This window comes from Micromonospora sp. WMMD1155, assembly GCF_029581275.1.
Classification (GTDB): Bacteria; Actinomycetota; Actinomycetes; order Mycobacteriales; family Micromonosporaceae; genus Micromonospora.
The window spans coordinates 1,254,725-1,278,146 of record NZ_CP120742.1 but is presented as its reverse complement, the minus strand read 5'-3'; the positions used below and the strand labels follow the sequence as shown (position 1 = coordinate 1,278,146).

Annotated in this window: 25 protein-coding genes; 18 read left to right on the top strand and 7 right to left on the bottom strand. The window is 72.0% G+C overall.

The annotated features are described in order from the left end of the window. Positions 1-209 precede the first annotated feature (209 nt). The 10 genes from rpsP (at position 210) to O7617_RS05515 (ending at position 6,113) form a co-directional block, all read left to right on the top strand. Positions 210-683, top strand: a complete 474-nt coding sequence (gene rpsP, locus O7617_RS05560; protein WP_282261968.1) for a 30S ribosomal protein S16 — start codon at positions 210-212, stop codon at positions 681-683. Then, positions 658-918, top strand: a complete 261-nt coding sequence (locus O7617_RS05555) for an RNA-binding protein (RefSeq protein ID WP_172862164.1) — start codon at positions 658-660, stop codon at positions 916-918. The genes rpsP and O7617_RS05555 overlap by 26 nt, the downstream gene beginning before the upstream one ends. After that, on the top strand, positions 918-1,469 hold the full coding sequence (gene rimM / locus O7617_RS05550) for a ribosome maturation factor RimM (protein WP_282261966.1): 552 nt from the start codon (positions 918-920) through the stop codon (positions 1,467-1,469). The genes O7617_RS05555 and rimM overlap by 1 nt, the downstream gene beginning before the upstream one ends. 11 nt (positions 1,470-1,480) lie before the next feature. Continuing rightward, a complete protein-coding gene (trmD, locus tag O7617_RS05545; protein ID WP_282261965.1) occupies positions 1,481-2,254 on the top strand; it encodes a tRNA (guanosine(37)-N1)-methyltransferase TrmD in 774 nt (257 codons plus the stop codon). Positions 2,255-2,397: 143 nt separating this feature from the next. Beyond that, positions 2,398-2,754, top strand: a complete 357-nt coding sequence (gene rplS, locus O7617_RS05540; RefSeq protein ID WP_088991045.1) for a 50S ribosomal protein L19 — start codon at positions 2,398-2,400, stop codon at positions 2,752-2,754. 181 nt (positions 2,755-2,935) lie between these two features. Continuing rightward, positions 2,936-3,808: a signal peptidase I gene (gene lepB / locus O7617_RS05535; protein ID WP_282261963.1), complete on the top strand. Its 873-nt coding sequence runs from the start codon at positions 2,936-2,938 to the stop codon at positions 3,806-3,808. A gap of 10 nt (positions 3,809-3,818) precedes the next feature. Then, on the top strand, positions 3,819-4,454 hold the full coding sequence (gene lepB / locus O7617_RS05530; RefSeq protein WP_282261962.1) for a signal peptidase I: 636 nt from the start codon (positions 3,819-3,821) through the stop codon (positions 4,452-4,454). Positions 4,455-4,501: 47 nt separating this feature from the next. Beyond that, positions 4,502-4,987, top strand: a complete 486-nt coding sequence (locus O7617_RS05525; protein ID WP_282261961.1) for an NUDIX domain-containing protein — start codon at positions 4,502-4,504, stop codon at positions 4,985-4,987. Beyond that, positions 4,981-5,793, top strand: coding sequence for a ribonuclease HII (locus O7617_RS05520; RefSeq protein ID WP_282261960.1), 813 nt, complete (start codon positions 4,981-4,983; stop codon positions 5,791-5,793). The genes O7617_RS05525 and O7617_RS05520 overlap by 7 nt, the downstream gene beginning before the upstream one ends. Continuing rightward, on the top strand, positions 5,790-6,113 hold the full coding sequence (locus O7617_RS05515; protein WP_007075222.1) for a DUF2469 domain-containing protein: 324 nt from the start codon (positions 5,790-5,792) through the stop codon (positions 6,111-6,113). Before O7617_RS05520 ends, O7617_RS05515 begins: the two co-directional genes overlap by 4 nt. A 53-nt stretch (positions 6,114-6,166) precedes the next feature. Here the strand turns inward: O7617_RS05515 and O7617_RS05510 are convergent, their stop codons facing one another. Further along, positions 6,167-7,327: a sulfite oxidase gene (locus O7617_RS05510; protein ID WP_282261959.1), complete on the bottom strand. Its 1,161-nt coding sequence runs from the start codon at positions 7,325-7,327 to the stop codon at positions 6,167-6,169. Positions 7,328-7,489: 162 nt separating this feature from the next. Here O7617_RS05510 and O7617_RS05505 point away from each other — a divergent pair, with 162 nt between their 5' ends. Then, a complete protein-coding gene (locus O7617_RS05505; RefSeq protein ID WP_282261957.1) occupies positions 7,490-8,098 on the top strand; it encodes a M23 family metallopeptidase in 609 nt (202 codons plus the stop codon). 56 nt (positions 8,099-8,154) lie between these two features. Here O7617_RS05505 and O7617_RS05500 read toward each other — a convergent pair whose 3' ends face one another. After that, a complete protein-coding gene (locus O7617_RS05500; RefSeq protein WP_282261956.1) occupies positions 8,155-9,336 on the bottom strand; it encodes an aminotransferase class V-fold PLP-dependent enzyme in 1,182 nt (393 codons plus the stop codon). 43 nt (positions 9,337-9,379) lie between these two features. Beyond that, the gene (locus O7617_RS05495) at positions 9,380-10,486 is read right to left on the bottom strand and encodes a tyrosine-type recombinase/integrase (protein ID WP_282264644.1); all 1,107 of its coding nucleotides are present in this window, start codon (positions 10,484-10,486) and stop codon (positions 9,380-9,382) included. A 374-nt stretch (positions 10,487-10,860) separates the two neighbouring features. Between O7617_RS05495 and O7617_RS05490 the strand changes: the two genes are divergently transcribed. After that, on the top strand, positions 10,861-12,078 hold the full coding sequence (locus tag O7617_RS05490; RefSeq protein WP_282261954.1) for an acyltransferase: 1,218 nt from the start codon (positions 10,861-10,863) through the stop codon (positions 12,076-12,078). A gap of 272 nt (positions 12,079-12,350) precedes the next feature. On the opposite strand, the gene O7617_RS05485 is transcribed toward O7617_RS05490, so the two are convergent. Genes O7617_RS05485 through O7617_RS05475 form a run of 3 tightly spaced genes read right to left on the bottom strand, consistent with a single transcriptional unit; the run spans position 12,351 to position 15,469 of the window. Further along, positions 12,351-13,562, bottom strand: coding sequence for a DNA-processing protein DprA (locus O7617_RS05485; RefSeq protein ID WP_282261953.1), 1,212 nt, complete (start codon positions 13,560-13,562; stop codon positions 12,351-12,353). Continuing rightward, on the bottom strand, positions 13,559-15,079 hold the full coding sequence (locus O7617_RS05480; protein WP_282261951.1) for a YifB family Mg chelatase-like AAA ATPase: 1,521 nt from the start codon (positions 15,077-15,079) through the stop codon (positions 13,559-13,561). The genes O7617_RS05485 and O7617_RS05480 overlap by 4 nt, the downstream gene beginning before the upstream one ends. A gap of 30 nt (positions 15,080-15,109) precedes the next feature. Then, on the bottom strand, positions 15,110-15,469 hold the full coding sequence (locus tag O7617_RS05475; protein WP_282261950.1) for a YraN family protein: 360 nt from the start codon (positions 15,467-15,469) through the stop codon (positions 15,110-15,112). 411 nt (positions 15,470-15,880) lie between these two features. On the opposite strand from O7617_RS05475, the gene O7617_RS05470 reads away from it, so the two are divergent. From O7617_RS05470 to frr, 5 genes are all read left to right on the top strand, one after another. After that, entirely contained in the window at positions 15,881-17,098 is a 1,218-nt protein-coding gene (locus O7617_RS05470) for a hypothetical protein (protein ID WP_282261949.1), read from the top strand. A 582-nt stretch (positions 17,099-17,680) separates the two neighbouring features. Then, positions 17,681-18,553 carry a 30S ribosomal protein S2 gene (rpsB, locus tag O7617_RS05465; protein ID WP_282261948.1) on the top strand — a complete coding sequence of 291 codons (873 nt, stop codon included), beginning with the start codon at positions 17,681-17,683 and terminating at the stop codon, positions 18,551-18,553. 134 nt (positions 18,554-18,687) lie between these two features. Next, complete coding sequence (tsf, locus tag O7617_RS05460; protein WP_282261946.1) at positions 18,688-19,515, top strand: translation elongation factor Ts; 828 nt, start codon at positions 18,688-18,690, stop codon at positions 19,513-19,515. 161 nt (positions 19,516-19,676) lie between these two features. Continuing rightward, positions 19,677-20,444, top strand: coding sequence for a UMP kinase (pyrH, locus tag O7617_RS05455; RefSeq protein ID WP_030335195.1), 768 nt, complete (start codon positions 19,677-19,679; stop codon positions 20,442-20,444). 78 nt (positions 20,445-20,522) lie between these two features. Beyond that, on the top strand, positions 20,523-21,080 hold the full coding sequence (frr, locus tag O7617_RS05450; protein ID WP_282261944.1) for a ribosome recycling factor: 558 nt from the start codon (positions 20,523-20,525) through the stop codon (positions 21,078-21,080). A 76-nt stretch (positions 21,081-21,156) separates the two neighbouring features. On the opposite strand, the gene O7617_RS05445 is transcribed toward frr, so the two are convergent. Further along, positions 21,157-21,597: a hypothetical protein gene (locus tag O7617_RS05445; protein ID WP_282261942.1), complete on the bottom strand. Its 441-nt coding sequence runs from the start codon at positions 21,595-21,597 to the stop codon at positions 21,157-21,159. 380 nt (positions 21,598-21,977) lie between these two features. Between O7617_RS05445 and O7617_RS05440 the strand changes: the two genes are divergently transcribed. Further along, positions 21,978-23,405 carry a phosphatidate cytidylyltransferase gene (locus tag O7617_RS05440; protein WP_282261940.1) on the top strand — a complete coding sequence of 476 codons (1,428 nt, stop codon included), beginning with the start codon at positions 21,978-21,980 and terminating at the stop codon, positions 23,403-23,405. Positions 23,406-23,422 lie beyond the last annotated feature (17 nt).

Genomic DNA, 23,422 nt, shown 5'->3' with positions numbered 1-23,422 from the left:
GTGACGTGGTGTCCGGGTCCGGTGCGGAAGATCGGCACCGGATCTGGCAGAATGGGTCGCTGGTATCCGGCGCGCGTCCGGCGCCCTCTAACCCGGGCGCGTCGCCAGTCCACCGAGTAGTCTCCGGCCCAACCCCACTGTGCCGTCGGCGCTCACCCATGCACACCGCCCGCACGGGCCGGTGAGATCGCAACAGGAGCGAAACAACTGTGGCCGTAAAGATCCGGCTCCTGCGGATGGGCAAGATCCGCAACCCGCAGTACCGCATCGTCATCGCCGACTCGCGCACCAAGCGTGACGGTCGGGCGATCGAGTTCGTCGGGGTGTACCAGCCGAAGGAAGACCCTTCGATCATCGAGGTCAAGTCGGAGCGGGTCCAGTACTGGCTGTCCGTCGGCGCTCAGCCGAGCGAGGCTGTGCAGCGGCTGCTGGAGCTGACCGGTGACTGGCAGAAGTACAAGGGCCTGCCGGCCCCGCCGCCGCTGAAGGTCGCCGCCGAGCGGACCGACCGGAAGGCCGCGTACGAGGCCGAGGCGAAGGCCGCCGCCGGGCTCGCCCCGGAGACCCCGGCCAAGCCGGCCAAGAAGGCCACCAAGGCCGCCGAGACCCCGGCCGAGGCGCCGAAGACCGAGGCTCCGGCCGAGGCCCCCGCTGCCGCTGCCGACGCCGGTGAGCAGGCCTGACATGCCCCTGCGTCCGGCGTTGGAGCACCTGGTCAAGGGCATCGTCGACCACCCGGACGACGTCCGGGTGCGGATGGTCGATTCCCGTCGGGGCAAGCGGCTCGAGGTCCGCGTGCACCCCGAGGACCTCGGCACGGTGATCGGGCGGTCCGGCCGGACCGCCAAGGCGCTGCGTCAGGTGATCGGCTCCATCGGCGGGCGCGGCGTGCGCGTCGACATCGTCGACTCGTACTGATGCAGCTCGTCGTCGGCAGGATCGGCAAGCCGCACGGTGTCCGCGGTGAGGTCACCGTGGAGGTGCGGACCGACGAGCCCGAAGCACGGTTCGCCCCCGGGTCAGTGCTCCGCACTGAGCCGGGGGCGGTCCCGTCGCCGGCGAACGGGCCGGGTGTGCCGTTCCGGGTTCCGGCCGAGCTGACCATCGAGGAGGCCCGTTTCCACCAGGGCCGCCTGCTCGTCGCGTTCGACGGGATCCTGGACCGCAACACCGCCGAGGCGCTGCGCGGCACCCTGCTCGTGGTGGACAGCGCCGACGTGGCCCCGCCGGACGATCCGGAGGAGTTCCACGACCACCAGTTGGTGGGGTTGGCCGTGGTCACCCCGGCCGGTGAACGCCTCGGCGAGGTCGCCCGCATCGACCACGCCCCCTCCTCGGACCTGCTGGTGCTGCGGCGCCCCGAGGGGCGTACCGCGTTGATCCCGTTCGTCCGGGCGATCGTCCCCGAGGTCGACCTGGCCGGTGGACGTGTGATCGTCGACCCGCCGGCCGGCCTGCTCGACCTTTAGGACCACCAGGCATGCGCGTCGACGTCGTGTCGATCTTCCCGGAGTACTTCGCCCCGCTCGACCTGTCGTTGATCGGGCGGGCGCGGGCCAACGGCGCACTCCGACTCGCCGTGCACGACCTGCGGACCTGGACCCACGACGTGCACCGCACCGTCGACGACACCCCGTACGGCGGCGGGCCGGGGATGGTGATGCGCCCGGAGCCGTGGGGTGCGGCGCTGGACGCGCTCGCGCCGGCCGAGGCCCCACCGCCCCGGTTGCTGGTGCCGTCTCCGGCCGGTGTCCCGTTCACCCAGGCCATGGCGTACGAGTTGGCCGCCGAGTCGCACCTGCTCTTCGCCTGCGGCCGGTACGAGGGCATCGACCAACGCGTCCTGGAGCACGCCGCCACCCGGATGCCGGTGACCGAGGTCTCGCTCGGTGACTACGTGCTCTTCGGCGGCGAGGTCGCCGTGTTGGTGATGGTGGAGGCGGTCACCCGGTTGCTGCCGGGTGTGCTGGGCAACGCGGGCTCGCTGGACGAGGAGTCGCACGCGCACGGGTTGCTGGAGGCACCGATCTACACCAAGCCGCCGAGCTGGCGCGGGTACGACGTGCCGGAGGTGCTCCGCTCCGGAGACCACGGCAAGATCGCCCGTTGGCGGCGCGAGGAGGGCTTGCTGCGCACCGCCGCCCGTCGCCCCGACCTGCTGGCCGCACTGCCCGCCGATCGGCTCGACAAACGGGACATCGCGGCTCTGGACCAGGCCGGATTTCAGGTGCCGCCGGGGGATGTGGCAAAGTAGGGAGGTTGCCGTATCCGTCCGCGCCCGCGGGCGGCTGCGAGGATCCCCGACCGGGGTCGGCCCGCCGACCACCACCCGGGGATCAGAATCACCCACCCGCGCACCGAGTGACGGTGCGCCGTGAGCCTTACGAGGACGCAGCGATGAACATCCTGGACGCCCTTGACGCCCAGTCGAAGCGGACCGACCTTCCCGACTTCCGGGCCGGTGACACCGTCAAGGTGCACGCCCGCGTCGTCGAGGGCAACCGGTCCCGTGTCCAGATCTTCCAGGGCGTCGTGATCCGCCGCCAGGGTGACGGTCTGCGCGAGACCTTCTCGGTCCGCAAGGTCAGCTTCGGTGTCGGCGTCGAGCGGACCTACCCGCTCAACGGCCCGGGCATCGACCGGATCGAGGTCGTGACCCGTGGCGCGGTGCGCCGCGCCAAGCTCTACTACCTGCGCGAGCTGCGCGGCAAGAAGGCCAAGATCAAGGAGAAGCGGGAGAAGCAGCCCAGCTGACTTCCCGCTCGCCACGCCGCCTGAGCTGCGCGTATGCCGTACCGGCCGGACCGCACTACCCTGGTCGTACGGGCGCAGCGAGGCGGCGGGTCCGCCCAGGTGGCGGGCAGCCGTCCACTACCGCCCGTGGAGCCTCGTCGAGGCTCCCGGGCGGTAGTGCTTCTGTGGACCGGGGAGTGGCGTGGTGCAGACGCTTGACGAGGACGGCACCGTCGATCCGTGGCGCCGGCGAACCCGCCGTACCCGCCGGCAGATGCCCCTCTGGCAGGAGCTTCCGCTGCTCCTGGTCGTCGCGTTCTGCCTCGCCGTGCTGATCCGCACCTTCCTGCTCCAGGCGTTCTTCATCCCGTCCGGCTCGATGGAGGACACCCTCCTCGTCGGGGACCGGGTGCTGGTCAACAAGGTCGTCTACGACGTCCGCGACCCGGTACGCGGTGAGGTGGTGGTCTTCCGGGGCACCGACCGCTGGGCGCCGCAGGTCGACGAGCAGCCGAAGCCCGGCGTCGCCGGTCGGCTCGCCCGCACCGTCGGCGACCTCATCGGGGTGAGCCGTCCCGGTGAGAAGGACTTCATCAAGCGGGTGATCGGCGTTCCGGGCGACCGGGTCGCCTGCTGCGACAGCCAGGGACGGGTGACGGTCAACGGCACGCCCCTCAACGAGCCGTACGTGCTGCGGGACTCCCCACTGGATCTGCCGCCCAACCCGTCGGAGTGCCGCTCCCGGCGTTTCGACGAGGTCGTCGTACCCCCGGGTCAGCTCTTCGTGATGGGCGACCACCGTGAGGTCTCCCAGGACGCCCGTTGCCAGGGCCCGGTGCCGATCGACAACGTCGTCGGCCGGGCCTTCATGGTGGTCTGGCCCTCGTCCCGGTGGAACGCGTTGTCGGTGCCGTCGACGTTCGACGACGTGTCCGGGCCGGCCACGGCCTCCTCCGGCGCACCACCGGTGCGACCGACCCCGCAGGGCGGCGTGGTGCTGCTGGTCCCGCCGTTGGTAGCCGCACTCCGTGGTTCCCGCGCGTTCCGGACGGTGACGTCCAGCCGGGCAACGTAGGCTCCTTGGCGTGATTGACGAGCAGACCGACAAGCCCCGCAGCTCCTTCTGGAAGGAGCTGCCGATCCTGCTGGGTGTGGCGATCCTGGTCGCGGTGCTGGTCCGCGCCTTCGTGCTGCAGACCTTCTTCATCCCCTCCCCGTCCATGGAGAACACCCTCAAGATCGATGACCGGGTGCTGGTCAACAAGCTGGTCTACGACTTCCGGTCGCCGCACCGCGGTGAGGTGATCGTGTTCAAGGCCCCCACCACGTGGAGCGGCAACCCCGACGGCGAGGATTTCATCAAGCGGGTCATCGGCACCCCGGGTGACCACGTGGTCTGCTGCGACCCGCAGGAACGGCTGATGATCAACGGCAAGTCGCTGGACGAGCCGTACATCTTCTCCATGGACGGGGTCCGCGACAAGGCCGCCGACCAGGAGTTCGACATCACCGTGCCGGAGGGTCGGCTGTGGGTGATGGGTGACCACCGCTCGGCCTCCGGCGACTCGCTGGAGCACTGGCAGCAGTCCGGGCAGAACATCACCGAGGCCACGATCCCCGAGGACGACGTGGTCGGGCGGGCGTTCACCGTCTTCTGGCCGGTCAACCGGGCCACCTGGCTCACCGTGCCCGACTCGTTCGACGGCATTCCCAAGCCGTAGACCACCGGGGCGTGGGCGATCCGCCATCGGTCTGGCAGGCTGGTGCGGTGACCCTCTACACCCCTCGACGCGCGGCCCGCGTGCTGCTCGTCGACGCGGCCGGTCGGGTCCTGCTGTTCGAGGGCTTCGACCCGGCCCGACCAGGGCATCGATACTGGTTCACCCCCGGTGGCGGGCTCGATCCGGCGGAGAGCCCGGCGGCCGGCGCGGCACGGGAGCTGGCCGAGGAGACCGGGCTGCGGCTCGACCCGGCCGCGCTGGGCGAGGCGGTCTGGTCCGACACGACCGAGTTCACCTTCGACGGCACCTGGTACCGCCAGGAGCAGGACTTCTTCCTCCTCCGGGTGCAGTCCTGGCAGGTGGACACCACCGGCTTCAACGACATCGAGCAGCGCAGCATCGCCGACCACCGCTGGTGGTTCCCGGACGAGCTGGCGGCCAGCGGTGAGCGGTTCTACCCGCCCGAGTTGCCGGCGCTGCTGGCCCGGCTGGTGCAGTCCACCGTCGCCGGCCGGGACGAGGCGTCGTGCTGACCCCGCCGCGCACCGTCGTGCGCCGCGAGGCCGGTCTCTACGCGCTGGAACGAGCGCTACAGCGGCGTGGGTTCCGGCACGTCGCCGGTGCCGACGAGGCGGGCCGGGGCGCGTGCGCGGGTCCGCTGGTCGCCGCCGCGGCGGTGCTGCCCGAAGGGCGGCGCGGCGAGATCGAGGGGTTGGCCGATTCGAAGCTGCTCACCCCGACCAGCCGGGAACGGGTGTACGCGGAGGTCGTGGACCGGGCGCTCGCGTACGCCGTGGTGGTCATCCCGGCCGACGAGGTCGACGCCCGGGGGCTGCACGTGTGCAACCTGGCGGCGATGCGTCGGGCGCTCGCCTCGCTGACCACCCGACCGGAGTACGTGCTCACCGACGGCTTCGGCGTGGACGGCCTGGGCGTGCCCGGCCTGGCCGTGTGGAAGGGCGACCGGGTGGCCGCGTGCGTGGCGGCGGCCAGTGTGCTCGCCAAGGTCACCCGGGACCGGATCATGGTGGAGTTGGACGAGACGTTCCCGGCGTACGGGTTCGCCGAGCACAAGGGCTACATCACCCCGGAGCACTCCGCGGCGCTGCGGGAGCACGGGCCGTGCCGGGAGCACCGCTTCTCGTACGTCAACGTCGCCGCGGTCTCCGGCCGCGACGGTCGGCCGCCGCGCGCCCGACGGCCCGGCGGCCACGCCTCGGAAGAGCCGATGGAGCGCTCCGGGGCATCAGGGGGTACCGTCGGCGTGGCGTTGGGCGAGCAGCCTCGGCCTCCGGCGCCGGTGGGGGAAGATGTGGCCATGGAAGGCGGAGTGCGATGAGCGCGGAAGATCTCGAGAAGTACGAGACCGAGATGGAGCTGCAGCTCTACCGGGAGTACCGCGACATCGTCCGCCAATTCTCGTACGTGGTGGAGACGGAACGCCGGTTCTACCTGGCCAACCAGGTCGACCTGCACGTGCGTAACTCCGACGGCGAGGTCTACTTCGAGGTCGAGATGCACGACGCCTGGGTCTGGGACATGTATCGTCCCGCCCGCTTCGTGAAGAACGTCCGGGTGATGACCTTCAAGGACGTCAACGTCGAGGAGCTGGAGAAGCCCGACATCTCGCTGCCCGCCGACTCCGGCTTCGGCGGCTGAGGGCACCCGACCACGTCACGGGCCCCCACCCGTGGCGTAGCACCTGCCGCCGATCACTCGGCCGGCACCACGACCTCGACCCGCTGCACCAGGTTGTTGGCGAAACCGCCACGGTTCCACGGCTGCTCGACCGGCTGGGTGCGCCCGGACGCGTCGGTCGCCCGGGCCCCCAGCACGTACCGGCCCGGGGCCGCGGCCCACTCGTACCGCCAGCGCCGCCAGGCGAACTCCCCAGCCTCCGCCGGGTCCAACTCGGCCGACGCCCAGCTCCGCCCACCGTCGGTCGTCACCTCGACCGACACCACCGGGGCGTGCCCGGACCAGGCCCGACCGTCGACGGTGCACGGGCCGGGGCGCAGCACCCGGCGGCGGGACATGAAGTCGGGGAAGCCGGGCGGGCGGACCAGCGCACGCGGCTCGATCCGGGTGACCGGCACGCCCGGGTCGTCGGCGTCCCGCCGCACCCGGTACGCCACCGCGTTCTGGTAACCCTCGAACGGTTCGGTCCGGACCTCGATCGAGCGCAGCCACTTCACGTGCGCCATGCCGTACCAGCCGGGCACGATCAGCCGCAGCGGCGCGCCGTGCTGGGGCAGCAGGGGAGCGCCGTTCATCTCGTACGCCAGCAGGACCTCCTCGCGCAGCGCGTCGGCCACCGGCAGCGCCCGCTGGTAATCCTGCTCGACCCCGCGCTCGACGCCGTGGTCGGCGCCGGTGAAGACCACGTCGACAGCGTCCGGCCCGAGACCCGCCTCGCGCAGCAGCGGAGCCAGCGGAGTGCCCGTCCACTCGGCGTTGCCGACCGCCTCGACCAACCACGGCTGACTCACCGGCCGGGGGTGCAGCAGGGCGCGGCCGTTGCCGGCGCACTCCAGGGTCACCTGCCGGGTGACCCGTGGCCGCTCGCGCAGGTCGGCGAGGCCGACCGTCAGCGGCCGGTCCACCGCGCCACCGACGGTCAGCGCGTGCGTCGCCGGGTCGACCTCCGGAATGTCGTAGTGGATCAGCAGGTAGTGCAACCCGGCCGGGGTGACGTCGTAGCGCAACGCCTCCAACGGGATCCCGTGGTTACGCGCGGCGAGCTGCAACTCCTCGGCGCTGATCGCCTCGTCCGGTTCCGCGAGCCGGGACGGGCCGCTCACGTCGGAGACCGCCGGGCCGGAACCTTCGGCGCGGTCCGCGGGGGACGTCGTCCGGTCATCGAGAGTGGTCATGCGGGCCTCCCCGGTGCAGACGGCGGCACCCGCCGTACGCGGCCCAGCCTAGACATAGCAGATCGTCGGAGCTTCCGGGTGGTCGTCCACAGGACCGTCGGTCGTCCACAGGTTCGTCGGCCGGGCTGGCGTACCACCCGACCGTGGCCGGAGGCTGCCGTCATGCGACAGCCATCGGTCCGTTCGATCCGCCGTACCGCGCTGCTCTGCGCCGCCGTGCCACTCGCGCTGACCGTGCAGCTCTGCGGTCTGGCGGTGCTTGTCGCGGCGGTCCCCGGCCAGCCACCCTCAGCCGTCGTACCGGTGCCTGTCGCCGCCGTGGCGGGCGTCGGGTCGGAGCGCTTCCGCTGGCCACTCGACGGGCCACCGCGACCGGTGCGCCGCTTCGACCCGCCACCCGAGCCGTGGCTGTCCGGCCATCGGGGCGTCGACCTGGCCGCCTCGGCCGGGGCTGTGGTCCGCAGTGCCGGGCCGGGCACCGTTCTCTTCGCCGGCCTGGTGGCCGGCCGACCGGTGGTCACCGTGGGGCATGCCGGTGGGCTGCGAACCACCCACGAGCCCGTGCAACCCGGGGTACGCCCCGGTCAGGCGGTCGCCACCGGCGCACCGCTGGGCGAGCTGCTGCCCGGCCACCCGGGTTGCCCGGCGGATGTGTGCCTGCACTGGGGCCTGCGCCGGGGCGAGGAGTACCTGGACCCGCTCGCCCTGCTCGGCCTCGGCCCGGTGCGCCTGCTGCCGGTCGGCGAACCTTCTGCCAATGCCGTTCGGTAGGCGGGCCGTCCGCCGGTGCGGTTCGGTAGCCGGAGGCCTTCTGCCGGTGCGTCCGGTCAGCGCTGGGCGAGCAGCGCCGGCAGCCGTGCGGCCAACCGCTCGTACTCGTCGGCGGTGTTGTACACCTGACCGGTGAGCCGCAGCCACCCCCGGCCGCTCCAGCTCATCACCGCCACCTCGGCGGCGAGCCGCTCGCCGATGCGCGTCTGCAACGCCCGCGCCGCGTCGATCGTGGCGGCAGTCCCGGCCGGCAGCGGGATGAGGCGCAGAGACACCCCCGGCCCGCCGGGGTCGGGCAGGTCGGCGGGGGCCACCCCCAGAGCGTCCCCCACCACCCGCTGGCCGTACGCGGCGAGAGCCGCATTGTGTGCCCGCACCCGGTCCACGCCGAGACTGCGCATCGTGAACAGACCCGCCGGGGCGGCCAACCAGGGCGTGTAGTCGAGGGTCGCCTGCCACTCGAGCCGGGCCGGGAAGCCCGACTCCTGCTCCCACGAGACCACCAGCGGCTCGATCCGTTCCCGCCACTGCGGTGCCACGGCCAGCAGGGCCGTTCCGCGCGGGGCGTACGCCCACTTGTGCAGGTTGCCCACCCAGAAGTCGGCACCGATGCCGGCCACCGTCGTGGGCAGCATCCCCGGGGCGTGTGCCGCGTCCACCAGCACCGGCACGCCGTGTTCGCGGGCCACCCCGACGATCGCGGCGGTCGGGAAGAGCTTGGCGGTCGCCGAGGCGAGCTGGTCGACGACGAGCAGTCGGGTGCGCCCGGGGCGCAGGCCGTCGCGGATGATCTGCACGAGCTGCTCGTCGGTCGCCGTCAGTGGAACCGGCAGGACCCGGCTGACCGCCCCGGTACGACGGCACTCGCGCTGGATGGCCAGGCTCACCGCCCCGTACCCGTGATCGGTGCTGAGCACCTCGTCGCCGGGACGCAGGCCGATGGACTGCAGCACCACCGCGACGCCGGTGGTGGTGTTGCCCACCAGGGCGCTGCCGTCCGGGTCGGCACCCAGGAACCCGGCGAGATGCCGTCGGGTGTGCGCGATCCGGTCGACCAGACCCTGGGTGAAGAACCGCAGCGGGTTGGCCTCCATCTCGTCGCGCAGCCGCTGCTGGGCTCGCTGCACGCCGATCGGGACCGCGCCGAACGAGCCGTGGTTGAGGTGGCTTACCGCCGGGTCCAGGGAGAAGAGCAGGCGGGCGCCCGGGATCGGCTCAGGGGGCTGCGGGACGCTCACCCGATGATCGTAACCGCCGGGAATCCCGCCCCTCGGCCCTTGATCAGGCGCGGGGGTGGGCCTGCCGGTAGGCGGCCCGCAGCCGCTCCACCGACACGTGCGTGTAGATCTGTGTGCTGGCGAGCGACGAGTGGCCCAGCAACTCCTGCACGGCGCGCAGGTCCGCCCCACCTTCGAGCAGGTGGGTGGCCGCCGAGTGCCGGAGGCCGTGCGGGCTCGTCCGGGGCAGGCCGGCGGCCTCGGCGTACGCACCGACGATCTGCCGCGCGGTCGTCGGATTGAGCCGACCGCCCCGGGCGCCCAACAACAGCGCGTTTCCGGAGTGGGTGTTCACCATCGCCGGGCGGCCCCGCCGCAACCAGTCGTCCAACGCCTGTTGTGCGGGCACCCCGTACGGCACCGAGCGCTCCCGTCCACCCTTGCCGAACACCCGGATCACCCGTCGGCCGTGGTCGACGTCAGCGACGTCCAACCCGCAGACCTCACTGACCCGTACGCCGGTGGCGTAGAGCAGCTCCAGCAGCACCCGGTCCCGCAACGGCACCGCGGTCCGCTGTGGTGCGCCCGAGGTCGGCTCGGTCGCCTGGTCCGTGCGCGCCGGGCCGGTGCTCTCCGATTCCGTGGCCGCCGGGGCGGTGCTCTCCGATTCCGTGGCCGCCGGGGCGGTGCTCTCCGATTCCGTGGCCGCCGGGGCGGTCCCTGTCCGGCGGGTGTCCGGTGGGGCTTCGGGCGTGCCGGTGGTGGTCAACCGCCGACCCGGAGCATCGACCAGGGCAGCGGCCTGGTCGGCGCGCAGCACGCTGGGCAACTCCCGGTGCGCACGCGGGCTGGCCAGCGCCGCACCGACGTCGACGGAGAGCAGCCCGGCCCGGTGCGCCCACGCGCTGAACGCCCGGGCCGACGCGGCCCGCCGCGCCAACGAGGTGCGCGCCGCACCTGTGGTGCGCTGCCGCGCCAGCCAACTACGCAGCACCGACAGGTCCAGCTCGGCCAGGTCGACGCAGCCCATCCGAACGGCGTGGTCGAGCAGCGAGACCAGATCGGTGACGTACGCACGGACGGTGTGCGCCGACCGGTTCCGCACCCGGGACAGGTGCTCGGCGAAGTCGTCGACGGCGTCGCGCAGCGCCGGCGGTAGTGCCTGGTGCATGGCCCGGGTGCCCCGCGCAGGTCGACTCACCGTGGGCGCGCCGATCCGGTCGCGGGGAAGGCCCGTCCGTTGACACAGCCACCCGTACCGACAGCTGACACGGCATCAGCCTACGGCTGATCGTCGTACGTCACCTGCCCCGAGCCTTCCCCGCTCATCGCGCCTCGCCGGGCCGGCACCGCCCTCGGTTGCCGTCGAGCGCGTCGGTCGGCACCTCAAGCAGTCCCTGCCGGGGCGGTTTCATCGCCACCGAATGCCGAGCGCACGGCCCCAGCGGTGCCGAAATCGGGGCCCGGAAAGACGATCAGCACGCAAAGCGGACCGGCGGCACAGCCGGGGCACAGCCCGCGGTCAAGATCTGTCAAGCTGCTGCGGTGACGAAGACCGTGCTTGGCGCCGCCCGGGCGCGCCTCGCCTCGCCGCTAGGCGCGCGCGAGCTCGACCTCGACGTCGTACGCGGCGTCGCCATCCTCCTCGCGGTGGGATGGCACCTCGCCGGCAAACCCACGGGTAATCCCGTCAGCGACGTCATGCTGCTGCCCACCCGCACATTCGGCTGGGCCGGAGTCGACCTCTTCTTCGTACTGTCCGGGTTCCTGGTCGGCCGGTTGATCTTCCGCGAGCAGGTCCGCACCGGAGGGTTCGACGCGGGCCGGTTCCTGCTACGCCGAGCATTCAAGCTGTGGCCGGTCTACTACCTGTTCATCGCATTCCTCATGATCACCCACCCCTGGGATCCGTGGCAGTTCCTGCCGCAGACCATCCACGTGCAGAACTACACGCAAACCAAGCCCCCGCACCTCTGGTCGCTTGCCGTAGAGGAGCACTTCTACCTCGCGGCCGCACTGCTCCTGCCGATCGCGTTCCGCCGCCGCGTTCGGCCGCAGACCCTCGTCAAGGTCATATTCGGCATCATGGTGGCCACGCTCGTCGGCCGTGTCATCGCGGTCCAGATCGACACGAAACCCGTGCTGATCCAGCAGCTCACCCACTTCCGCGTCGACGCCATGCTCGCCGGCATGCTCCTGGCCGTCGCCTCCGTCTACTACACCGAGCTGTTCGACCGCATCGTGGCCTGGAAATGGCTCTGGCTCGGCGGCACCGTGCTCGGCATAGCCTGGCTCTGGACCAACAACAAGAACTCCGACCACGGCGCCAGCTTCGGCTACTCCGTCGCGTACCTCAGTTCCGCGTCCTTTCTGCTGCTGCTCTACCGGGCCGAGTGGGTGGTCCGTTTCCGGGCCGTTCTGCGCCCGATCGGCACGCTCGGTATCTACTCGTACGCGATCTACCTCACCCATGTCTCCGCGGCCGAATACGTCAACCAGGCCGTGGTCAGGGTCGCGCCCTGGGTCAACGAGACCCCACTCCGGCTGGCCGTGCTCTACGCCGGCGTCTTCGTCATCGCGGTGGTGCTTACCCGCGCCGTCGAGTGGCCCGCGCTCAAGCTCCGCGATCGTCTGATTCCGCCGCGGGCACGTGCCGTGCCGCCGGTGCCGCCGGAGGAGGCGACGCGGCCGGAGGAGGCGACGCAGCCACACACCGCGCTCGACGGACCCACTCAGCAGCTACCGTTCGTCGCCAACCGGTGAACAGCGACAGCGGCCCGGCCGCTGGTGGCCGGGCGCCTTCGCCGGCCCTCTGGGCTGGCCTGTTCCCCGGCCCGGACGCCTTCGCCACGACCAGCCAGCGGCCCGACTATCGGCGGTTGGCCCGCTTGACCAGGACAACGGCCAAACCGGCGATGAACACTGCGGACGTGACGAGACAGCACAGCGTGGCGATGTGCCACGGCTTGATCGCACCCATGACCACGCACCCTAACGGCGGTAACGACTTTTCGACGTCCCACGAAGATGCCCTCTCAGGTCGGCCCGGACCCTTCCGCCACCGCTCCGCGCTTCGCTCGAACGGGTGGGGCCAGGGAGTATCCGTCGTGGCGGCGGACCACCAGGGACAGTTCCTCCAGAAGCGACAGCTTGCGTAACGCGGTCCGCACGTCGACGCCGGCGCGGGTGGCAAGTTGATCCACGCCCCACCCGCCCCGGCGAGGGAGCGCCTCCAGCAGTGAGCGCGCGTCTTCGTCGAGCATGTCGGCGGGCCGCTGCGGGCCCCGCGCCGGCGGGGCCAGGTCCACGCCGATCCGGCCCACCTCCTCGAGCACGTGTGCCACCCCGGTGACCAGCCGGGTCTTGGGATTGTCGCGGAGGAACTCGTGCGCGCCGACGGACATCGCCGACGTCACCGGCCCGGGCACCACCATGGCCACCCGACCGGTGTGGACGGCTCGCCGCGCGGTCTGGGTGGCGCCACTGCGCGCCGACGCCTCGACCAGGACGGTGCCCACGGTGCCCGCCGCGATCACCCGGTTGCGGATCAGGAACCGGGGCCGCAGTGGATCGGCGCCGGGCGGCCATTCGCTGACCAGCAGCCCGGTGTCGGCGATCCGGTCGAAGAGCGCGGTGTTGCCCACCGGGTACGGCCGGTCCAGCCCACAGGCGAGCACCGCGACAGTCAGACCGCCGGCGTTGAGGGCTCCCCGGTGAGCGGCGGCGTCGATGCCGAACGCCCCACCCGACACGACTGTCCAGTCCCGCTCGGCCAGCCCGTACCCCAACTCAGTGGCGACGTGCTGGCCATACCCGGTGGCCGCCCGCGCCCCGACCACGGCCACCGAACGATCCAGCGCCTCGCCCAGCGGCCAGGCTCCGCGTACCCAGAAGCAGAGCGGTGGGGCGGTCTCACCGTCCACTCGCCGGGAGACGTCGGGCAGGCGCAGCTTGGCAAGGTCGGCGACGCGGGTCGGCCACTCCTCGTCGTCCGGCGTGACCAGTCGGGCACCGAGCCGGTCCGCGCGCTCTATCGCCTCGGCAGCCACCGTGCGGGCGTCGCCGCCGGCCAGCCGGGCGGCGACCGTGCTGTGCAGCCAGCCGTCCGGGCTGCCCCCGTCGAGCAGGAGGTTCAGGGTGGCCACCGGCCCGAGTCGTTCGACCAGCCGGTGAACCGCGCGGGTGCCCGGCTCGGCCAGCCAGGTCAACGCCACCCGGGCGAGTCTGCTCTCGTCGTCGGCGCTCATGCCGTCTCTCCCGTCCGGAGTTGGATCGCTTCCCGGACGTCATCCAGGTCTGGCCGATCTCGGCCGTCCAGGTCGGTGATGGTCCAGGCCATCCGGATGACTCGATCGAAGCCACGTGCCGACAGCGAGCCGGAGTCGAGCCGGCCACGGAGCTCCGCGGTGACCCAGGCGGGCAGTCGCCACGGCGGCCGACGCAGGTGGGGGCCTCCCACCTCGGCGTTGAGCCTGCGGCCGAGGCACGCCCAGCGGGTCGCCGCCGCCTGTCGTGCCGCCGCCACCCGCGCCGCGACCGTCGCCGACGGCTCGGCGTCACTGTCTGCTGCCATCAGGTCGGCCGCCCGCACCGGCATCAGCTGCACCTGTACGTCGATGCGGTCGAGCAGCGGCCCGGAGATCCGGCCCAGGTAACGGCGACGGACCAGCGGGCTGCACTCGCAGTGCGCGTCGCCGGACGGTTTCGCGCACGGGCACGGGTTGGCCGCCAGCACCAACTGGGTCTGGGCCGGGTAGACGGTGCCGCCTCCACTGCGGCTCAGCTGGATGCGACCGTGCTCCAGGGGCTGACGCAGTGCCTCCAACGCGCCCTTGCTGAACTCTGGGGCCTCGTCCAGAAACAACACCCCTCGGTGAGCCAACGACACCGCGCCGGGCCGGGCCAGCCCCGAGCCGCCGCCGACAAGCGACGGCACCGTCGCCGTATGGTGCGGGGCCTGGAACGGCGGGCGTCGCAGCAGCCGACCGCCCGGCGGCAGCAGCCCGGCGACCGAGTGCAGTGCCGTCACCTCCAGCGCCGCGTCGTCGTCCAGCTCGGGCAGTATCGACGGCAGTCGTTCGGCGAGCATCGTCTTGCCGGCACCCGGAGGGCCGAGCAGCGCGATGTGGTGCCCACCGGCGGCGGCCACCTCCAATGCGCGCCGGCCCACCTGCTGCCCGGCGACATCGGCCAGATCCGGACCTCCGAGGGCCGGTGTCGGCGTGGCCGCCGGTGGCTCGATCAGCGGGGTGCCGTCGCGAACGAAGGAGACCAACCGGTGCAGGTGGTCCACCGCTCGCACCCGTACCCCGGGGATGACGGCGGCCTCGGCGGCGTTGCCGAGCGGGACGATCACCCGCTCGACGCCGGCCTGGGCCGCGGCGGCGACCATCGGGAGCACGCCGCGCACCGGCCTGACCGTGCCGTCGAGCCCCAACTCGCCGAGGACCACCACACCATCCAGAGGAAGCAGCGGCAGCTCACCCGAACCGCCGAGCAGAGCTGCCGCGATGGCCAGGTCGAATGCCGAGCCGAACTTCGGCAACGTGGCGGGCAGCAGGTTGAGGGTGATCCGCCGGTTGGGCCATCGTTGGCCGGAGTTGACGACGGCGGCGCGGACCCGGTCGCGGGCCTCGTGCAGGGCGGTGTCCGGCAGACCGGAGATCACCACTGCCGGGAGGCCGGCTGCCAGGTCCGCCTCCACCTCGACCAGGTGGCCGGTCACGCCGACCAGACCCACGCAGAGCACCTTCGCGTAGCTCACGACGCCGCCGACTCTTCGGGAGTACGCATCTCAGAACGCTCCCTTGAGGTGCTCGACCTGCGCCGGCCCGGCATCCGGTAGTCGCACCGACAGCACGTCGAAGCGCACCTCCTCGGCGGTCGTACCGGTCTCGGTCAACCAGCGCGCGGCAAGCCCTCGCAGCCGACGGGCCTTGGCCGGCACGACAGCCTCGGCCGGGGTGCCGAAATCGTCGCCCCGGCGGGTCTTCACCTCGCAGAAGGCGAGCACCGGCCCGTCCCAGGCGATGATGTCGATCTCCCCGGAGGGGCAGCGCCAGTTCTGGGCGACCGGGCGCAGCCCCGCCTCGGTCAGGTGTCGGACGGCGCACCGCTCCCCGTACGCGCCGACCGCCTGGTTCCGCTTCGTCATGCAGGGCACGGTGCCCGCCGGAGTGCGAGCGCCGCGACCTCGGCGACACCGCATCTGTGGACGACGGGCGTCTTGTGGACAACCGGACGATCAAGCCCGCGCCGTGCTAGGAGGCCGCGGCCGAGCCCGGCTCACCGCCCGGCTACCCGAGACGTCGGCTACCTGAGACGTCGGCTTCCTGAGATGTCGGCTTCCTGAGACGCCGGTCCCTCATGATCAGATGATGAAAAGTAGGTTCCAGGACGGCGGAGGACCTACTTTTCATCATTTGATCAACGTTTACGTCCGGCCGCGGCGGGGTCCTCGCGAGTTCTCACCAGCCTCCGTTCGATCGCGCTATCGACCGTGCGGTCGGCAGCGCGGGGCGGGTCGAAATGGCGCGGGCGTGGCCGGTCGCATACGGTGCCTGACGTGGACGGACGACGGAGTTTTCCGGAAGATCAGGAGTCGCGCTGGTACCCCGACGAGCGGGGTCGCGGTTACGGCGACTCGGAGTGGCGCGGCGCCGGCGAACCGCGCTACCGCGACGACGAGATCCCCGAGCAGCGCGGCCCCAAGGAGAGCCGCTCCGTCGAGGACACCGGGGTCGGCCGTCGCCGAGAGCCGGATTCAGGGCGCTTCGGCGCGGTGGACGCGGGGCGGTTCGGTGGTACGGCGGAGTCGGACTCGGGTCGGCTGAGCGCGGTGGACGCCGGTCGGTTCGGTGGTACGGCGGAGTCGGACTCGGGTCGGCTGAGCGCTGTGGACACCGGTCGTTTCGGTGGTTCGCCGGAGTCGGACTCGGGTCGCTTCGGCGCGGTGGACGCTCAGCCGGGTCGGTTCGGCGCGGGCGAGCCCGAGTCGGGACGGTTCGGCGCGGTCGACCCGTTGGGTGACGTGCGGGCGGAGATCGACGGGTACCGGGCCACCCGGTCACGGCGGGCCGACCGGGACTCCTCGGAGGTCTCCGGCGAACTGCCCGGTCGTTGGGTCACCCAGGACGCGACCGGGGCGGCTGCGCCGTTCGGTGTTCGGGACCAGTCGGAGGTCTCCGGGGAGCTGCCCGGTCGTCGGGCCGCCCGCGAGGCGGCCGGGGCGGACGCACCGCTGACCGTCGGTCGGGAGGAGGTCAGCCGTCCGTCGACGGCGGTGGGCGAGACGCCCGGCGGCGTCCTCGCCGACCAGGCTCGTCCCGCCCCGCTCGGCGGGTACCCGATCATCGATCCCACGCGTGGTGGCGGCGAGACACCGCATCCGTTGGAGATGCCGACCGGTCCGATGCCGGGCATCGGACCCCGCCCCGACCTGCCTACCGGCGAGCCTGCGGTGTACCCGCCGACCGCCGACGGCGTCTACCGGACCCGTCGGCCGGTGCTGGCCGTACTCTTCGCGCTGCTGGTGTTGATCTTCGAGGCTCCCGCGCTGCGGGTGCTGCTCGCGGGCGTGACCGGCGATCCGGTCGACGCGGGGAACGTCGTGGCGGGCATCACCCTGGTCGCCGGGCTGCCGATCTTCGCGATCGGGCTGTACGGGCTCCGAACGGGAGGTCTGGCGCTTTCCGACACCGGCCGGGGTTGGCTGCGCCCACCGACGGCCTATCTGACCGTCGGCCTGGTGCTCTTCATCGCCGCCGCGCTCGCCGCCGGCTGACCGCGCCCGCCCGCCCGCCGCGCCCGCCCGCCCGCCCGCCGCGCCCGCCCGCCCGCCGCGCCCGCCCGCCCGCCCGCCCGCCGCGCCCGCGCGCCGCGCCGCGCCCGCGCGCCGCGCCGCGCCCGCGCGCCGCGCCGCGCCCGCGCGCCGCGCCCGCCCGCCGCGCGAGCCGCGGGCGTGATCGACACCAGGTCGGCGATGTGGGGGTGTCAGGGCAGCGGGATGGCGCCACCTCGCCGATGTGGAGTCGATCATGAGGCGATTCGGGCGGATCGAGGGCGGATCGAGGGCGGATCGAGGGCGGACCGAGGGCGGATCGCGGGCGGATCGGCGAGGCGCGCGGCGAGGGGGCGGCGCACCCCGCGCACCCCGGGGCGGTTGAACGGGTGAGGGGCGTACACTGGCCAACTGGCGACCGCCTCGCGCGGTCGACCTCGCGTGCCCTCTTCACGAATCGTCGTGAAGCGACGGCCTCCCTGGTCCCGATCCCGATCGGGCCCACCATGGGCCGGCGACCAGGCACCAGGACGCCTGGCCACCGGTCGGGCGTGACAACCAGGGATCTTGAGGAGTACCCCAACCATGGCCGTCGTGACCATGCGCCAGCTGCTGGAGAGCGGTGTCCACTTCGGGCACCAGACCCGGCGCTGGAACCCGAAGATGAAGCGCTTCATCATGACCGAGCGCAACGGCATCTACATCATCGACCTGCGCCAGACCCTCGACTACATCGAGAAGGCGTACGAGTTCGTGCGTGGAACCGTCGCCGAGGGCGGCAGCATCCTGTTCGTCGGCACCAAGAAGCAGGCCCAGGAAGCGATCGCCGAGCAGGCGACCCGGGTCGGCCAGCCGTACGTCAACCACCGCTGGCTCGGTGGCATGCTGACCAACTTCCAGACGGTGTACAAGCGGCTCCAGCGGATGAAGGAGCTGGAGGGCCTGGGTGACCTCAGCGGCACCGCCGCCGGTTACACCAAGAAGGAGACCCTGCAACTCTCCCGCGAGAAGATCAAGCTGACCCGCACGCTCGGTGGTCTGCGGGACATGCAGAAGCTTCCCGCCGCGGTCTGGATCGTCGACACCAAGAAGGAGCACATCGCCGTCGACGAGGCCCGCAAGCTGGGCATCCCGGTGATCGCGGTGCTGGACACCAACTGCGACCCGGACGAGGTCGACTTCCCGATCCCGGGCAACGACGACGCGATCCGCTCGGCCGAGCTGCTGACCAAGGTCGTCGCCGCCGCCGTCGCGGATGGTCTGATCGCGCGTTCCGGCCGTCGCCGGGGCAACGACGAGAAGCCCGAGGGTGTCGCGAGCGACGAGCCGCTGACCGAGTGGGAGCGCGAGCTGCTCGAGCCGAAGAAGGCTGACGAGTCGGCCGAGCAGGCCGCTGCCACCCCGGAGCAGCCGGCGCAGGCCGCCACCGAGCAGCCGGCGGCCGCCACCGCGGAGTGATCGCACCGTCGCTGCCGCGCCGTCCGTTTTCGCGGACGGCGGGCAGCGACGGTACGCCGGGCACGATCCGCCCGGATCCGGGTAACCGGCACCTCTGACCATCCACACGCCGTCTCAACACCGAAGAGAGAGCCATGTCCCAAATCACCGCCGCGGACGTCAAGAAGCTCCGCGACCTCACCGGCGCCGGCATGATGGACAGCAAGAAGGCGCTGACCGAGGCCGAGGGCGACTTCGACAAGGCCGTCGAGATCCTGCGCGTCAAGGGCGCCAAGGACGTCGGCAAGCGGGCTGGTCGTACGGCCGCCAACGGTCTGGTCGCCCACTCCGGCAAGGCCCTGTTGGAGCTCAACTGCGAGACCGACTTCGTCGCCAAGACCGAGTCGTTCATCGCGCTGGCCCAGCAGCTCGTCGAGCACGGTGAGCGCTCCGGCGTGAACACCGCCGAGGAGCTGCTCGCCAGCGAGCTCGACGGCAAGGTCGTCGCCGACCTGATCCAGGAGCAGTCCGCCAAGATCGGCGAGAAGCTGGTCCTCAACCGGTTCGCCAAGGTCGAGGGCACCACCGCCGTCTACCTGCACCGCAAGGCCCAGGACCTGCCGCCGGCCGTCGGCGTGCTGGTGTCGTACACCGGTAAGACCGACGAGGCCGGCGACGCCGACGCCCGTGGTGTGGCCATGCAGATCGCCGCGATGCGACCGAAGTACCTCACCCGGGACGAGGTTCCGGCCGAGATCGTCGAGTCCGAGCGGCGCATCGCCGAGCAGACCGCTCGCGAGGAGAACAAGCCCGAGGCGGCCCTGCCGAAGATCGTCGAGGGTCGGGTGAACTCCTTCTTCAAGGACTACGTCCTGATCGAGCAGGCGTCGGTGGCCGACAACAAGAAGTCGGTGAAGCAGGTGCTGGCCGAGGCCGGCATCGAGGTCACCCGCTTCGTGCGGTTCGAGGTCGGCCAGGCCTGAGCCGTCACCGGGCGCCGTGGGCGCCCGTGGGCAGGAGACGTCGACGAGGAGGCCGCCGGTGTACGTGACAGGCACCGCGGCCTCCTCGTCACATAGGGTCGGCAGCGGCAGGTTCGCGGTACGCGCCGCACGGGGCGTGCGCGTGGTGAAGGGCGGGGCGGATGACGCAGGTTGTGAGTGACCGGACGCTGGAGCTGGACGACCCGACGGCACCGCCGCCGGGGCGCGCCCGCCGGGTGGTGCTGAAGCTCTCCGGTGAGGTGTTCGGCGGCGGCGCGATCGGCGTCGACCCGGACGTCGTCCAGGCCATCGCCCGGCAGATCGCCACCGTGGTCCGCCGCGGCGTGCAGGTCTCCGTGGTGGTCGGCGGCGGCAACTTCTTCCGCGGCGCGGAGCTGCAGAAGCGCGGGATGGACCGGGCCCGCGCCGACTACATGGGCATGCTCGGCACCGTGATGAACTGCCTCGCGCTCCAGGACTTCCTGGAGAAGGAGGGCATCGAGACCCGGGTGCAGAGCGCCATCACGATGGCCCAGGTCGCCGAGCCGTACATCCCGCTGCGGGCGATCCGGCACCTGGAGAAGGGCCGCGTGGTCATCTTCGGCGCCGGCGCCGGGATGCCGTACTTCTCCACCGACACGGTGGCCGCCCAGCGGGCGCTGGAGATCCGGGCCGACGTGGTGCTGATGAGCAAGAACGGGGTGGACGGCGTCTACACCGCCGACCCCCGGATCGACCCCACCGCCAGCAAGCTCGACTCGATCACCTTCTCCGAGGTGCTGCGCCGCAACCTGCGGGTGGCCGACGCGGCGGCGTTCAGCCTCTGCATGGAGAACGGCCTGCCGATGCTGGTCTTCGGCGCGCAGGGTGACGACACCATCATCCGCGCAGTGGGTGGCGACAAGATCGGCACCCTGATCACCGCCTGAGCCCGCCGATCGCGGTGACGGCGGTTTGACGACTTTCAGCAGGGCCCACGACGAGCACAGAAGGAGGCGAGGAGACCGGTGATCGACGACACCCTCCTCGAGGCCGAGGAGAAGATGGAGCGTGCGGTCGAGCACGCCAAGGAGGAGTTCGGCGCGATCCGCACCGGCCGCGCCAACCCCGCCATGTTCTCCAAGGTCATCATCGACTACTACGGCACGCCCACGCCGCTGACCCAGATGGCGTCCATCGCGATCCCCGAGCCGCGGATGGCGATCATCAAGCCGTACGACAACTCGCAGATCAACACGATGGAGAAGGCGATCCGCGACTCGGACCTCGGGGTGAACCCGAACAACGAGGGCACCCAGCTGCGCATCCTGCTCCCGCAGATGACCGAGGAACGCCGCCGCGACATGATCAAGGTGGCCCGGCACAAGGGCGAGGAGGCCAAGGTGGCGATCCGCAACGTCCGCCGCCGTGGCAAGGAGGAGCTGGACCGCATCGTCAAGGACGGCGAGGCCGGCGAGGACGAGGGTCGCCGCGCCGAGAAGGAGCTCGACGACCTGACCCAGCGCTACGTCGCCAGCGTCGACGACCTGGTCAAGCACAAGGAAACCGAGCTGCTCGAAGTCTGACCGCGTCTGCCCGCCCACGCGGGTGGGACGCTCCGAGGCCCGTTCCCCGAGGTGGGAACGGGCCTCGTGTCGTACGTCAGCAGGGAATCCAGACGGTCCTGGTGCTCTCCGCCAACTGCTCCCCGGTGTACGCGTCGCGTAGCGCGAAGCGGACGGTGGCCTTGCCCGGGTGTAGCACCGGATCTCTCCGCGCGAAGCCCATCGCGAGTTCGGCGGTGCCGCCGTCGCACTGGATCTCGCCGGCGCCCCGTCCCGAGGTGGCCCAGAGAGTGGGCAGACCGTCCTGCACGAGCGAGGCCGACATCAGGTACGGGCCGGCCGGGCAGGAGCGGGCGGTGGCGTCGACGCTCGTCGCCGGGTACGCCTCGCCGGGCTCGGCCCCCGGCGGCTCGAACAGGTACAACTCGCTGGCGTGGCGATCGATGGTGATCCTGGTGGGTGCCGCGGCGGCGGCCGGTGCCCCCGCTGCCAGGACGATGGCGGCCACGGTCGAGGCCGCCAGACTGACCTTGTGCATGTGTGTGCCCTTCCCCCGTCGGACACGCCGGCGGGAGCCGGCGCGTCACCACCCGACCACGTGGGGTGTGCTCGGCTCAGTTCCTGATCGGGCAGGCGACCAGTCGGATCGATGGTTGCCGTCCATCCCGAGGTGCGGTACCGGTCTGGTGTCCGCCGCCGTCAGGCGGACCGGTGACCAGGGCGGGGCCCGTCGGTGTGCCTCGTCCGCCGTGCCGGTGCGGCGGGTGCAGTAGGCTCGGCAGGATTCCCGGCCACCGGGTGGTGAACCCCGGGAATCGACCGACCGTCGAGGCGGTCGACCGGAGGAACATCGCGCCTGTAGGGGATGCTTGTGGTCGTGCGTCATGTGGTGGTTCTCGCGCCCCGTCGCGGTGTGTGATGTCCCGCCCCGACCCCTACGGCAACGAGCCTCGTGGCTGGGACCGCCCGGAGCGCCCGGTGGCGCTGCCCTGGCCCGACCAGGAGCTGGACGCCGGCCAGTGGAGCCGCCGTCCCACGGCCGGCCCCGAGCTGTACGCCGACCCGCACGCCCGGCCGTACGCCGAGCCGCATCCGACCGGCCCGTACGACGAGCGTGGCCGTGTGGTCCGCCCGGACGACCGGGACCGTCTCGACGACCGTGACCGGCGCGGTCGTTTCGATGACCGGGACCGGCACGAGGACGACCGGAACCAGCCCGACCGGTACGACGACCGGGGCCGTTCCGGCCGACACGTCGATCGTCCGCCGGTCGGTCCGGACGGCGGCCCGATCCACCCGGGCGGCCCCGGCCGCTACGACGAGCCCGAGCGCTACGACGAGCCGGAACCCTTCGACGGGCCGGTGCGTTACGACGAGGACGCCTACCCGACCGCGCAGCTCGCGCCCATCGGTGCCGAACTGCTGCCGGACCCGGAGCCGGTGGACGAGCCGGAGCCGCCGGCCGGTCGACGGACGAAGGGTCGGCGTCGGGCCAGCGTCGACCGACCTGCCACCCAGCAGGTGGGCAACGGGCGAGCCGGCCGTAATCTCCCGGCGGCGATCGGGGTCGGGCTGGGGCTCGGCGCGCTGATCGTGGTGCCGCTGGTGTTCTACCCGTTGGCGTTTCTGCCGGTGATCGCCGGTGCCGTCGCCATCGGCATCTGGGAGATGGCCCGGGCGGTCCGACGCAGTGGCGCCCACCCACCGCTGGTGCCGCTGATCGCCGGCGGGGTGCTGACCGTGGGCCTGGCCTGGTTCGCCGGCCCGGACGCGCTCAGCCTGGGGCTGCTCGTCACCGTGCTGGGCACCATGATCTGGCGGCTCGGTGACGGTCCGGCCGGTTTCCAGCGGGATCTCACGGCGGCCACCCTCATCGCCGTCTACGTGCCGTTCCTCGCCGGGTTCGCGGCGTTGCTGGCGGCGGCCCCCGACGACGGTCCGCTGCGGATCCTGGCCACGCTGGTCGCGGTGGTCCTCTCCGACACCGGCGGGTACGCGGCCGGCGTCTCGTTCGGCAAGCACCCGATGGCCCCGTCGATCAGCCCGAAGAAGTCCTGGGAGGGCTTCGCCGGCTCGGTCACCGCGGCGGCGCTGGGCAGCGCGTTGCTGCTGTGGCTGATGTTCGAGGTGGCCCCCTGGTGGGGTGCGCTGTTCGGGGTGGCGGTGTCCGGCGCGGCGGTCCTCGGTGACCTGGCCGAGTCGATGATCAAGCGGGATCTCGGTGTCAAGGACATGAGCAACCTGCTGCCCGGCCACGGCGGTCTGATGGACCGACTGGACTCGATCCTCTTCGCGGTGCCGACCGCGTACCTGCTGCTGGCCGTCTTCGTGCCGATGGTGAACTGAGGCATGGATCACGGCGT

Bases quoted from the DNA above. Each gene is read 5' to 3' on its own strand.
- O7617_RS05495 (WP_282264644.1), bottom strand. From the start codon at position 10,486: ATGCACCAGGCACTACCGCCGGCGCTGCGCGACGCCGTCGACGACTTC.
- O7617_RS05505 (WP_282261957.1), top strand. From the start codon at position 7,490: ATGCGACAGCCATCGGTCCGTTCGATCCGCCGTACCGCGCTGCTCTGC.
- rimM (WP_282261966.1), top strand. From the start codon at position 918: ATGCAGCTCGTCGTCGGCAGGATCGGCAAGCCGCACGGTGTCCGCGGT.
- O7617_RS05475 (WP_282261950.1), bottom strand. From the start codon at position 15,469: ATGACGAAGCGGAACCAGGCGGTCGGCGCGTACGGGGAGCGGTGCGCC.
- O7617_RS05515 (WP_007075222.1), top strand. From the start codon at position 5,790: ATGAGCGCGGAAGATCTCGAGAAGTACGAGACCGAGATGGAGCTGCAG.
- O7617_RS05485 (WP_282261953.1), bottom strand. From the start codon at position 13,562: ATGAGCGCCGACGACGAGAGCAGACTCGCCCGGGTGGCGTTGACCTGG.
- O7617_RS05510 (WP_282261959.1), bottom strand. From the start codon at position 7,327: ATGACCACTCTCGATGACCGGACGACGTCCCCCGCGGACCGCGCCGAA.
- rpsB (WP_282261948.1), top strand. From the start codon at position 17,681: ATGGCCGTCGTGACCATGCGCCAGCTGCTGGAGAGCGGTGTCCACTTC.
- O7617_RS05440 (WP_282261940.1), top strand. From the start codon at position 21,978: ATGTCCCGCCCCGACCCCTACGGCAACGAGCCTCGTGGCTGGGACCGC.
- O7617_RS05445 (WP_282261942.1), bottom strand. From the start codon at position 21,597: ATGCACAAGGTCAGTCTGGCGGCCTCGACCGTGGCCGCCATCGTCCTG.
- trmD (WP_282261965.1), top strand. From the start codon at position 1,481: ATGCGCGTCGACGTCGTGTCGATCTTCCCGGAGTACTTCGCCCCGCTC.
- rplS (WP_088991045.1), top strand. From the start codon at position 2,398: ATGAACATCCTGGACGCCCTTGACGCCCAGTCGAAGCGGACCGACCTT.
- tsf (WP_282261946.1), top strand. From the start codon at position 18,688: ATGTCCCAAATCACCGCCGCGGACGTCAAGAAGCTCCGCGACCTCACC.
- pyrH (WP_030335195.1), top strand. From the start codon at position 19,677: ATGACGCAGGTTGTGAGTGACCGGACGCTGGAGCTGGACGACCCGACG.